This is a genomic window from Burkholderia sp. L-4 (assembly GCF_056856535.1).
Window position 1 is genome coordinate 2,470,729 of sequence record NZ_JBXEOX010000001.1, and the last position, 11,639, is coordinate 2,482,367.

Here is an 11,639-nt window from a genome sequence, read left to right on the forward strand (position 1 = left end):
ACTATCCGTTCATCCGGCGAAACACGGTCGTGCCGCCGCGCACGGCCTGCTCGCACAGCGGCCGGCCGATCCAGTACGCGAGCTCCGACAGCGAACCGACCGACCACGCGGCGAAGTCGGCCTGGCGGCCGACCTCGAGCGCGCCGTGGCGATCCGCGCGGCCAAGCGCCGCGGCTGCATGGCGCGTGACGCCCTGCAGCACTTCCGGCACCGTCATGCGGAACAGCGTGCAGCCCATGTTCAGCGTCAGCAGCAGCGATTCGAGCGGCGACGTGCCGGGGTTGTGATCGGTCGCGAGCGCGATCGGCACGCCGTGCTTGCGCAGCAGCTCGATCGGCGGCAGTTGCGTTTCGCGGATGAAGTAGTACGCGCCGGGCAGCAGCACGGCGACCGTGCCGGCCGCCTTCATCGCCTCGATGCCGGCTTCGTCGAGAAACTCGAGGTGGTCGGCGGACACCGCGCGGTAGCGCGCGGCGAGCGCCGTGCCGCCGGCGTTCGACAGTTGCTCCGCATGCAGCTTCACGGGCAGGCCGCGGCGCGTCGCGGCCTCGAACACGCGCTCGGTCTGCGCGAGCGAGAAGCCGATGCGTTCGCAGAACACGTCGACCGCGTCGACGAGACCCTCGTCGGCGAGCGCCGGCAGCATGCGGTCGCACACTTCGTCGATGTACGCGTCCGCCCGGCCCGCGTATTCGGGCGGCAGCGCATGCGCGCCGAGGAAGGTCGTGTAGACCGTGACCGGGAAGCGCTCGCCGAGCTGGCGCGCGACGCGCAGCATCTTGCGCTCGCTCGCGAGGTCGAGCCCGTAGCCCGACTTGATCTCGATCGCGGTCACGCCTTCGGCGAGCAGCGGCTGCAGGCGCGCGGCGGCCTGCACGAACAGCGTCGTTTCGTCGGCCGCGCGCGTCGCGCGCACCGTCGACACGATCCCGCCGCCCTGCCGCGCGATTTCCTCGTAGCTGACGCCCGCGAGACGCTGCGCGAATTCGTCCGCACGCGTGCCGCCGTACACGAGGTGCGTATGGCAATCGACGAGGCCCGGCGTCACCCACGCGCCGTGCAGGTCTTCGCGCGGCCAGTGCGCGTAACCGTGCGGCAGCGCGGACCACGCGCCGAGCCACACGATCGTGCCGGTTTCGTCGACCGCGATCGCCGCGTCGTCGATCGTTTCGTCGGGATGGCCGTGCGGACACAGCCTCAGGTGATGCCAGACAGTCGGTTTCATGCGTTCAGTCTCGTTCGCCGACGGCGAGCGAGACGGCGAGCAACGCACCGCCCCCGCTCACGACGACGTCAAACGCACGCCGCGGCCCGTCGAGCCGCAGCGTGTCCATGTCTTCCAGTGCGTGGTGCGTGCCGTCGATTGCGACACCGACGGCGCCGGTCGCGCAGAACAGCAGTACGGTATCGGCCGGCGCGACATGGTGCGCGCCCGCGCGCCACACGTCGAGCGTGCCGCGCGCGGCCGAGCGGCGCGTCATCAGGTTGAAGTCGCGCGTCGCGCCGTCGTGCAGCGTCGCGTCGATCGCCGCTTCCCCTGCGAAATCCGCACGGGCCAGCGGCACGTCGAGCACATGGTGCGCACCGCCCGCTTCGGCGAGCGTCATGCCCGCGCCGGACAGCAGCACGAGCGTGCGGTCGATCCCGTCGAAACGCGAGAACGGGCCGGCCGTGCCGACGTCCGCGACGCTCACGCGCCACGCGAACGCGTCGAGCGCGGCGCCGGGCGGGAACGCGCCGATCTCGCGCGTCACGCCGCCGCCGTTCTTCCACGGCGACGCGACGAGATCCGCCGCGCGGATCAGCGTCGCGTTCACCGGCGCCTGGTCGAGCGCCGTCATGCTCAGCGGCCGAGCATCGGCAGCTTCAGGCCGGCTTCGCGAGCCGTCTGCTGCGCGAGTTCGTAGCCGGCATCCGCATGGCGCATCACGCCCGTCGCCGGGTCGTTCAGCAGCACGCGACCGAGACGCTCGTGCGCTTCAGCCGTGCCGTCGGCGACGATCACGACGCCCGAGTGCTGCGAGAAGCCCATGCCGACGCCCCCGCCATGATGCAGCGACACCCACGATGCGCCGCCTGCCGTGTTCAGCAGTGCGTTCAGCAGCGGCCAGTCGCTGACCGCGTCCGACCCATCCTTCATCGATTCCGTCTCGCGGTTCGGGCTGGCGACCGAGCCGGTGTCGAGGTGGTCGCGGCCGATCACGATCGGGGCCTTCAGTTCGCCGTTCTTGACCATCTCGTTGAATGCCTGGCCGAGACGATAGCGATCCTTCACGCCCACCCAGCAGATCCGTGCCGGCAGGCCCTGGAACGCGATGCGCTCGCGCGCCATGTCGAGCCAGTTGTGCAGGTGCGGATCGTCGGGGATCAGTTCCTTCACCTTCTGGTCGGTCTTGTAGATGTCTTCCGGATCGCCCGACAGCGCGACCCAGCGGAACGGGCCCTTGCCTTCGCAGAACAGCGGACGGATGTACGCCGGCACGAAACCCGGGAAGTCGAACGCGTTCTCGACGCCCATTTCCAGCGCCATCTGGCGGATGTTGTTGCCGTAGTCGAGCGTCGCCGCGCCGCGTTCCTGCAGCGCCAGCATCGCGCGCACCTGGACGGCCATCGACTGCTTCGCGACCTTCACGATGCTCTGCGGATCGACCTTCTGCGCTTCGCGCCATTGCGCGACGGTCCAGCCTTGCGGCAGGTAGCCATTGATCGGATCGTGCGCGCTCGTCTGGTCGGTCACGCAGTCCGGCGTGATGCCGCGCGTGACGAGTTCCGCGAACACGTCGGCGGCGTTGCCGAGCAGGCCGACCGACACGGGCTTGCCCGTGCGCTTCGCTTCCTCGATCATGCCGAGCGCTTCGTCGAGCGTCGTTGCCTTCTTGTCGACGTAGCGCGTCTTCAGGCGGAAGTCGATGCGCGTCTCGTCGCATTCGACCGCGATCATCGAGAAGCCGGCCATCGTCGCGGCCAGCGGCTGCGCGCCGCCCATGCCGCCGAGGCCGCCCGTCAGGATCCAGCGGCCCGACGGATCGCCGTTGAAGTGCTGGTTCGCGACCGAGAAGAACGTTTCATACGTGCCCTGAACGATGCCCTGGCTGCCGATGTAGATCCAGCTGCCGGCCGTCATCTGGCCGTACATCATCAGGCCCTTGCGGTCGAGCTCGTGGAAGTGATCCCAGTTCGCCCAGTGCGGCACGAGGTTCGAGTTCGCGAGCAGCACGCGCGGCGCATCCTTGTGCGTGCGGAACACGCCGACCGGCTTGCCCGACTGGATCAGCAGCGTTTCGTTTTCCTCGAGATCCTTCAGCGACGCGAGGATCTGGTCGTAGCATTCCCAGTTGCGCGCCGCGCGGCCGATGCCGCCGTACACGACGAGCGCATGCGGATGCTCGGCGACTTCCGGGTCCAGGTTGTTCTGGATCATCCGGTAGGCCGCCTCGGCCAGCCAGGTCTTGCAGGTCTTCTCGCTGCCGCGCGGCGCGCGGATCGTGCGCGTCGGATCGAGACGGGGATCGATGTGTTTCGGATGGTTCATGACGACTGCTCCCGAGGGAAAATGACTATCAAATAGGAATCAGAAATGCCCGGTGAAGCGATAACGGCTGCCGGGATGCCACAGATTCGCCACCGAGGCGACGACGCCCTGCGACCAGGTGCGCCGATGTAAAACCAGACACGGTTCGACGTCGTCCATCCGCAGCTGCTCGCGCCGCTCCGGCGCCGGGGCCGCCGCTTCGATCCGGTACTCGACGCGCTGCAGCGGGGCCGCGCGCATCAGGTACAGGTTCGGCGTCGTGTTCGTGAAATCCTGCTCGGCGTAATCCGGCGCGACCGCCGGATTCACCCACCGTTCTTCGAGCTGCACGGGCTCGTCGTTCTCGAAGTGCAGCACCTGCGAATGAAACAGCTTCGTGCGCACGGCCACCTGCATCTCGTCGGCGAGCGCGTCGTCCGCGCGGACCGTGTCGAGGCCGAGCACGCTCGCCCGATACGCATGCCCGCGCGCGCCGACCTCCTCCGAGATGCTGCGGATCGCCACCAGCGTCGACTCGTACTTCGGCCGCGCGACGTAGGTGCCCGCGCCCTTCATGCGCGTGAGCACCTGCTCGGCCGTCAGCTCGCGCAGCGCGCGGTTGACGGTCATGCGCGCCACCTTGAATTCGCGCGCCAGCTCGTTCTCGGGCGGCACCTGGTCGCCCTCCTCCCACTCGCCGGCGTGGATGCGGGCCAGGATGAAATCCTTGATCTCCTGGTAGACCGGCGCGCTCATCGGCTTACTGTTCCGATGCGAACGAGAACGGTGCGACCTTCGCGAACGCGCGCTCGCCGACGAGCTTCGCGACCGCCGCGATGTCCGGTGCGAAGTAGTGGTCGAGTTCGTAATGCGCGACCTTGCCGCGGATCGTCTCCATCACCGGCGCCAGCTTCGGGCTCGTGTGGTACGGCGCGCGCAGGTCGACGCCCTGGGCCGCGGCCAGCAGTTCGATCGCGAGGATGTGCTTCGTGTTGTCCGCGATGTCGGCGAGCTTGCGCGCGGCGAACGTCGCCATCGACACGTGGTCTTCCTGGTTCGCGGAAGTCGGCAGCGAGTCGACCGACGCCGGGTGGGCGAGCGTCTTGTTTTCCGATGCGAGTGCGGCCGCCGTCACGTGCGCGATCATGAAGCCCGAGTTCACGCCGCCGTCCCTCACGAGGAACGGGGGCAGGCCCGACAGCGTCGCGTCGATCAGCAGCGCGATGCGGCGTTCGGCCAGCGCGCCGATTTCCGATGCGGCCAGCGCGAGGTTGTCGGCCGCGAACGCGACCGGCTCGGCGTGGAAGTTGCCGCCCGACAGCACTTCGCCGGTGTCCGGGAAGATCAGCGGGTTGTCCGACACGGCGTTCGCTTCGACCAGCAGCACGTCGGCCGCATGGCGCATCTGGTCCAGACACGCGCCCATCACCTGCGGCTGGCAGCGCAGGCTGTACGGATCCTGCACCTTGTCGCAGTCGCGGTGCGACTGGTTGATCGGCGAGCCTTCGAGCAGCTCGCGATACGACGCCGCCGCGTCGATCTGGCCCTGGTGGCCGCGCAGTTCATGGATGCGGGCGTCGAACGGTTTCACCGAACCGGCTGCCGCGTCGACCGACAACGCGCCGGCGACGAGCGCCGTGCGGTACAGGTCTTCGATCGCGAACATGTTGTCGAGCGCCAGCGCGGTCGATGCCTGCGTGCCGTTCAGCAGCGCGAGGCCTTCCTTCGCCTGCAGCGTCAGCGGCGCGAGGCCCGCGACGCGCAGCCCGTCGAGCGCGCTCGCACGCTCGCCGCGGATGAACACTTCACCGACGCCGAGCAGCACCGCCGACATGTGCGCGAGCGGCGCGAGGTCGCCCGATGCGCCGACCGAGCCCTTCACCGGGATCAGCGGCAGCACGTCGGCGTTGAACAGCGTGATCAGCGCGTCCATCACTTCGCGGCGGATGCCCGAGTGGCCGCGGCCGAGGCTCGACAGCTTCAGCGCCATCAGGAGGCGCACCGACGAACGGGCCATCGGCTCGCCGACACCGACCGCATGCGACAGCACCAGGTTCTTCTGCAGCAACTCGAGCTGGTCGTGCGGGATGTGCGTGCTGGCCAGGCGGCCGAAACCCGTGTTGATGCCGTAGGCCGGCTCGCCCTTCGCGGCGATGTCGGCGACGGCCTTCGCGCCGGCGTCGATCTTCGCGAAGCTGGCCGGGTCGAGCGCGAGCTGCACGGATTCGCGCGCGATCTGGCGCAGTTGCGGGAGGGTCAGATGGCCGGGGGTCAACGTAATCATGTGAGCAATCCTGTCTAGACAAGTTCGGAATGGATTGAAGTGTAGCCACGACAACTTGTCTAGACAACCCGTTTTTCATCGATTTCGACTCGGGAGTTTCCCTGATGTCCGGCGCGGCCCGCCGGACCGGCCGGCACGATCCGGTTATTAACATATGTTGCAATTATTTTGTTTTTGGCAACATACGAATCACCATTCGCCACGGAGACCCGCCATGCCCTTCCCGTCACGATTCGCCGCCCGATTCGGCCGCCCGCTGCTCGCCGCGGCGTGCCTGCTGGCATGCGGCGCCGCGCTCGCCGCGGAACCGCTGTCCGGCACGCTCGAGAAAATCCGGCGGAACAACCTGATCTCGATCGGCCATCGCGAGACGTCGGTGCCGTTCTCCTACGTCGATACGGGCGGCAAGGTGATCGGCTTCTCGCAGGACCTGTGCGACCGCGTGATCGCGGCCGTGAAGGCGCGCACCGGCAAGCCCGACCTGCAGGTGCGCTTCATCCCCGTCACGTCGCAGAACCGCATTCCGCTCGTGCAGAACGGCACCGTCGACCTCGAATGCGGCGTGACGACCAACCTCGCCGCGCGCCATGCGCAGGTCGCGTTCTCGACCACCTTCTTCGTCGCGACGACGCGGTTGCTCACGCGCACGACGTCGGGCATCCGCGACTTCCCCGACCTCGCCGGCAAGACGGTTGTGACGAACCAGGGCACGACGTCCGAACGCCTGCTGCGCAAGATGAACGAGGACAAGAAGATGAACATGCAGATCATCAGCGCGAAGGACTACGGCGAGGGACGCCTCACGCTCGAATCGGGCCGCGCGGCCGCGTACATGATGGACGACGTGCTGCTCGCGGGCGTGCGCCAGCTCGCCGCGAAGCCGGCCGACTGGCAGATCGTCGGCACGCCGCAGTCGTCGGAAGCCTACGGGTTCATGCTGCGCAAGGACGATCCGCAGTTCAAGGCGCTCGTCGACGGCGTGCTCGCGCAGCTGATGAAAAGTGGCGAGATCAACGCGCCGTACGACAAATGGTTCATGAAGCCGGTGCCGCCGAAGGGGCTGTCGTTCGACTTCCCGATGAGCGACGTGATCAAGGCGCGCTATGCGGCGCCCAACGATGCGCCGCTCGAATGAGCACCGGGCGCCAACGCCCGCTTACATGCGCGTCCACGCGACGCACGCCGCATAGCCGGGCGCCGCGTCGAGCCACGCCGCGTCGAACGCCGCGACGCCGGCCGCAGGCGCGGCCGGCTCGACGATCGTCGTCGCGGGCGTCGCCGCGTCGCGCGGCGGCACCACCGCAAACGCGCGCAGCCCGCCGACGATGCCCGTGCCGAGCGCCTTCAGCAGCGCTTCCTTCGCGGACCACACGCGCATGAATTCGCTCGCGCGCACCGCGGGCGGCATGCGGTCGAGATGCGCGACCTCGGCGGGTGCGCAGACTTCACGCGTCAGCGCGCGCCAGTCGGCGACGCGGTCACAGCCCTCGATATCGACGCCGACGCGGCCCGCGGGCGCCCATGCGATCAACGCGTGATCGCCTGCGTGCGACACGTTGAAGTCGAGCGACGCGCGATGCGCGCGATCCAGCGACGGCCGCCCCGATGCATCGACGACGATCGAGACCGCATGCGGCGCGACCTCGAGCGCCGCGCCGAGCACGTCGCGCAACGCGGCGCGCGTCGCGGCGCTGCGCACCGCATCCTCGTGGCGCATGTAGCTCGCGGCGCGCGCCCGCTCGGCGTCGCCGAGCGCCGCATACGCGGGCGACGACAGCGGCACGCGCCAATCGAAATCGATACGCGCGACCCGCACGCCGGCACGGAATGCGGCCTCCGGCAGGTCGAGCGCGTGCACGCGCCACGCGCGGGGCGTGTCGAGCGGGGAAGCGGATTCGGACGGAGTGGACATCGACACGCGCAGCCTGTGCTGTGAATGGAAACGTCCGATGTTAATCGATCGCGCCGGCCGGCAACCGGCGCGGCAGGACCGGGAAGCGGATCGCGACGGGGCGATGCGCGGCGGGCGCCACGTCAACCGTTCGCGGCCACACCCGGCACGCCGCCGGCCGCTATCGGCCCGCGCGACGCCGGGTGAAGCGCATGCACGGCGCCCGGCGCATCGGCCGGCAGCACGCCGTGTTGCAGCCAGTACAGCGCGACGGGCCACAGCGAGTCGGTGAAGCGGCTGTGGAAAAACGCGAAATGACCGATCGCGTCGACGCCGATGTCGGCCGGCGCGATCCTCAGATGCGTGACGTTGCTGCCCGTGTAGTAGTCGACCAGCCGCTCGATCGCCTCGACCGTGCCGAACGCGTCGTCGTCGATGCCGATCGCGAGCATCGGCGCCGACAGCCCCGCGAAGCGCGCGGGCACCGCGGCGCGGCCGACGGTCCCGGTATCGAGCACGCCGCCGATGTAGCCATCCTCGAAACGCGGCTGCGCGCGCGCCCACGACAGCGCGACCCCGCGCGGCGTGTCCTCCATCCAGCCGAGCCGCTTCGCGGGCACATAGCCGAACACGGCCGCGAGCGCGGGCATCGCGACATGCCACTTCCACCACATGCGGCGCCGCTCGGCCGGCAGGTAGTCGCGCCAGTACGCATACTGCGCGCCGACGGTCACCGCATGCCGCACGTGTACGTTCGATGCCGCGAGCCCGAGCAGGCAGCCGCCGATGCTGTGCGCGACGACATCGAGCGGCTGGCCGGGAAACGCGTCGCGCGCATACTGCAGCGCGGCTTCGCAATCGAGCCGCCCCCAGTCGAGCCAGGTCGCGTGCAGCTTCGCGAGCTGCGCGGGGCGTGAAGCGCCGATCCCGCGATAGTCGTAGACGAGCACGTCGCGCCCCTGCGCGAACAGCCAGGCCGCGAAACGGAAGTAGTAGTCGCAGCGTACCGACGTCGCGCAATTGACGACCGTGACGGGCCGCACGGCGCCGCCGCCGCGATGGCGCCACACATGGCCACGCAATTCGTAACCGTCGGCCGCGCGCAGCGTCACGGGCTCCGGCGGCCATGCGCCCGCCGCGCGACTGCGCTGCGCCGCCCCGCTTCCTTCGTTCGAAATCGTCATCCTGTCTCCTGTCGGCCCAAGTTAGCGCTTTAGCGCTTACTTGGGCCCCATGCTCTGCGGTCGGCGCCAAGTTGGCGCTTTAGCGCTGACTCGAACCCCATGCTCTGCGGTCGGCGCCAAGTTAGCGCTTCAGCGCTGACTCGAACCCCATGCCTCGCGGTCGGCCCGAGTCAGCGCTTCAGCGCCTACCCATCCCCCTGCCTCGCGGCCGCCCCGCGCCCGTCGTCAAGCCTCCATTGAACTTGACGCGTGGCGCGTTCTCAACCAATCTTGCTGCTCCGTTCGCATGAGTCACGCGCATGTCAACGCCGCTCGTCCGTCTTCCGTCGCTCGATCTCGTCCGCGGTTTCGTCGCGGTCGGCCGCCGCATGAGCATCACGCTCGCCGCGCAGGACCTGTGCGTCACGCAGTCGGCGGTCAGCCGCCAGATCCACGCGCTCGAGGCGCATCTCGGCGTCGCGTTGCTGCAGCGCGGCTACCGGAAGATCGCGTTCACGCCGGAAGGCGAGCGACTGTTCCGCGTCGCGGATGCGGCGCTGCACGGCCTGCAGGACACCGTCGCGTCGCTCGCCGCCGCGCGCGAACGCCAGCCCGTCACGATCACCGCCAGCATCGGCGTCACCGCGCTGTGGCTGTTGCCGCGGCTCGGGCGGCTGCAGGCGCGCCTGCCCGCGGTCGACCTGCGCGTCGCCGCGAACGACAAGGTACTCGATTTGCGCACCGAAGGCATCGACCTCGGCATCCGCTATTGTTCGCGCGACCGCGCGCCGGCCGGCGCGCTGCGCCTGTTCGACGAGATCGTCGTCCCGGTCGCGCATCCCGCGCTCGCCGCGCGGCCGGTCACGCGCGCGGCCGCGATCGCCGACCACGTGCTGCTCGAATTCGACGGACCGCCGCAACCGCAGCTGCAGTGGCACGCGCACCTGCATGCGGCCGGGCTGGGCGACGCGCGCCCGAAAGGCGTGCTGCGCTTCAACCAGTACGACCAGGTGATCCAGGCCGCGATCGCGGGCCAGGGCGTCGCGCTCGGCCGGCTCGCGCTCGTCGCGCCGATGCTCGCGGACGGGCGGCTCGCGGTGCTCGGCCCGCACACGCAGGCGCTGACGGATACGTACGGCTACTGGCTGTTCCAGCACGATCCGGCCCCGCGCCGCGAAGTCGTCGAGGTGCGCGACTGGATGCTCGCCGAGGCCGCCGAATGCGATGCGGCGATGCGCGCGTACGACACGACGTCACCGGCGTAAGCCGCCGCCCGCGACTGCAGGCAGCGCCGCCGCACCCTCGCATTCCCGATGCGCATGCCAACCTGACCGAATGATCGCTTGAGCGATCGCGGGCCCGATCGTCTAATCGGATCGAGCGCGGCCGTTTCGACCGCGCACCTTCATCCGGAGACACGCATGACCCCGATCGAGCAGGAAGTCCGACGCCGCTGGCTGCCCGTGCTCGCCGGCGGCCTGATCATGGGCGCCGCGCTCGGCATCCGCCACGTGCAAGGCCTGTTCCTCGCGCCCGTCTCGCTCGACCACGGCTGGTCGCGCGAAGCGTTCGGCCTCGCGCTGGCGCTGCAGAACCTGGTCTGGGGCGTCGCGCAGCCGTTCACGGGAATGATCGCCGACCGCTTCGGCTCGGTGCGCGTGATCGTCGCCGGCATGCTGCTGTACGCGGCCGGGCTCGTCACGATGGCGCATGCGGCCACGACCGGCCTGTTTACGGTCGGCGCCGGGCTCGTGATCGGCATCGCGCTGTCGGGCTCGGCCTTCGCGTCGATCTACGGTGCGCTGAGCCGCCTGTTTCCGCCCGAGCGGCGCGGCTGGGCGCTCGGTGTCGCGGGCGCGATCGGCGGGCTCGGCCAGTTCTGCATGGTGCCCGTCGCGCAGGCGCTGATCGGCGGCATCGGCTGGCGGCACGCGTTCATCGCGCTGGCGCTCGTCGCGGCGCTGCTCGCGCCGCTCGCCGTGCTGCTGCGCGACCGCCCCGTGCAGACGGCCGATGCCGCCGCCGGCCCCGGCCAGTCGATCGGCGAGGCCGTGCGCGAGGCATTCGCGCATCGCGGCTTCTGGCTGCTGAACGCGGGGTTCTTCGCGTGCGGTTTCCAGCTCGCGTTCATCGCGACGCACCTGCCCGCGTACCTGCTCGACCACGGGCTGCCCGCGCGCCATGCAAGCGTCGCGCTCGCGCTGATCGCACTGACCAACGTGGCGGGCACCTACGCGTGCGGCCATCTCGGCGGGCTGCTGCGGCGCAAATACGTGCTGTCGGTGCTGTACCTCGTGCGCGCGCTCGCGATGGCGGTGTTCGTCGCCGCGCCGCTGTCGCCCGCGAGCGTCTACGTCTTCGCGGCGGTGATGGGGTTCACGTGGCTCGGCACGGTGCCGTTGACGAACGGCGTGATCTCTCAGGTGTTCGGTGTGCGCTACATCGCGACGCTGTTCGGCTTCGTGTTCTTCGGGCACCAGCTCGGCAGCTTCTTCGGCGTCTGGCTCGGGGCCGTCGTATACGACGCGACGCACTCGTACATGCCGCTGTGGATCGGCTCGATCGCGCTCGGCGTGCTCGCGGCGCTGCTGCACCTGCCGATCAACGACGCGCGCGTCGCGCGGCCCGCGTCGGGCAACGCGGCATGGGCCTGATCCGTGCGGCGCTGGCCGCCGGCACGCTCGCGTTCGTCACGTGGTGCGGCGCGGCCTACTTCGGTCCGGACGTCGCGTATGCGCTGCTCGAACACGTCGCGTTCTGCAACTGACGTGTCAAACCGCGCCGCGCGAA

The 11,639-nt window shown here is 69.6% G+C and carries 11 protein-coding genes; 4 read left to right on the plus strand and 7 right to left on the minus strand.

The genetic code is table 11. The features are described from left to right. Position 1 precedes the first annotated feature (1 nt). The 5 genes from hutI to hutH are packed head-to-tail and all read right to left on the minus strand — an operon-like array spanning position 2 to position 5,795. Positions 2-1,225, minus strand: a complete 1,224-nt coding sequence (gene hutI, locus AC1VVG_RS11450; protein ID WP_482835644.1) for an imidazolonepropionase — start codon at positions 1,223-1,225, stop codon at positions 2-4. A gap of 4 nt (positions 1,226-1,229) precedes the next feature. Next, positions 1,230-1,841, minus strand: coding sequence for a HutD/Ves family protein (locus AC1VVG_RS11455; protein ID WP_049030528.1), 612 nt, complete (start codon positions 1,839-1,841; stop codon positions 1,230-1,232). Positions 1,842-1,843: 2 nt separating this feature from the next. Then, positions 1,844-3,532: a urocanate hydratase gene (gene hutU / locus AC1VVG_RS11460; protein ID WP_034190385.1), complete on the minus strand. Its 1,689-nt coding sequence runs from the start codon at positions 3,530-3,532 to the stop codon at positions 1,844-1,846. A 39-nt stretch (positions 3,533-3,571) separates the two neighbouring features. Then, the gene (gene hutC, locus AC1VVG_RS11465) at positions 3,572-4,267 is read right to left on the minus strand and encodes a histidine utilization repressor (RefSeq protein ID WP_482835645.1); all 696 of its coding nucleotides are present in this window, start codon (positions 4,265-4,267) and stop codon (positions 3,572-3,574) included. A gap of 4 nt (positions 4,268-4,271) precedes the next feature. Beyond that, positions 4,272-5,795, minus strand: coding sequence for a histidine ammonia-lyase (gene hutH / locus AC1VVG_RS11470; RefSeq protein WP_034190383.1), 1,524 nt, complete (start codon positions 5,793-5,795; stop codon positions 4,272-4,274). A 214-nt stretch (positions 5,796-6,009) separates the two neighbouring features. On the opposite strand from hutH, the gene AC1VVG_RS11475 reads away from it, so the two are divergent. Continuing rightward, positions 6,010-6,930, plus strand: a complete 921-nt coding sequence (locus AC1VVG_RS11475; protein ID WP_034190382.1) for a glutamate/aspartate ABC transporter substrate-binding protein — start codon at positions 6,010-6,012, stop codon at positions 6,928-6,930. Positions 6,931-6,951: 21 nt separating this feature from the next. On the opposite strand, the gene AC1VVG_RS11480 is transcribed toward AC1VVG_RS11475, so the two are convergent. Next, positions 6,952-7,707: a 4'-phosphopantetheinyl transferase family protein gene (locus AC1VVG_RS11480; protein WP_482835646.1), complete on the minus strand. Its 756-nt coding sequence runs from the start codon at positions 7,705-7,707 to the stop codon at positions 6,952-6,954. Between the two features lie 122 nt (positions 7,708-7,829). Further along, positions 7,830-8,870, minus strand: coding sequence for an alpha/beta hydrolase family protein (locus AC1VVG_RS11485; RefSeq protein ID WP_069706946.1), 1,041 nt, complete (start codon positions 8,868-8,870; stop codon positions 7,830-7,832). Between the two features lie 299 nt (positions 8,871-9,169). Between AC1VVG_RS11485 and AC1VVG_RS11490 the strand changes: the two genes are divergently transcribed. The 3 genes from AC1VVG_RS11490 (at position 9,170) to AC1VVG_RS11500 (ending at position 11,616) form a co-directional block, all read left to right on the plus strand. Beyond that, complete coding sequence (locus tag AC1VVG_RS11490) at positions 9,170-10,114, plus strand: LysR substrate-binding domain-containing protein (RefSeq protein ID WP_059560166.1); 945 nt, start codon at positions 9,170-9,172, stop codon at positions 10,112-10,114. Positions 10,115-10,270: 156 nt separating this feature from the next. After that, positions 10,271-11,503 carry an MFS transporter gene (locus tag AC1VVG_RS11495; RefSeq protein WP_034190378.1) on the plus strand — a complete coding sequence of 411 codons (1,233 nt, stop codon included), beginning with the start codon at positions 10,271-10,273 and terminating at the stop codon, positions 11,501-11,503. Further along, entirely contained in the window at positions 11,494-11,616 is a 123-nt protein-coding gene (locus AC1VVG_RS11500; protein ID WP_034190377.1) for a hypothetical protein, read from the plus strand. Before AC1VVG_RS11495 ends, AC1VVG_RS11500 begins: the two co-directional genes overlap by 10 nt. The last annotated feature ends 23 nt before the right edge of the window (positions 11,617-11,639 follow it).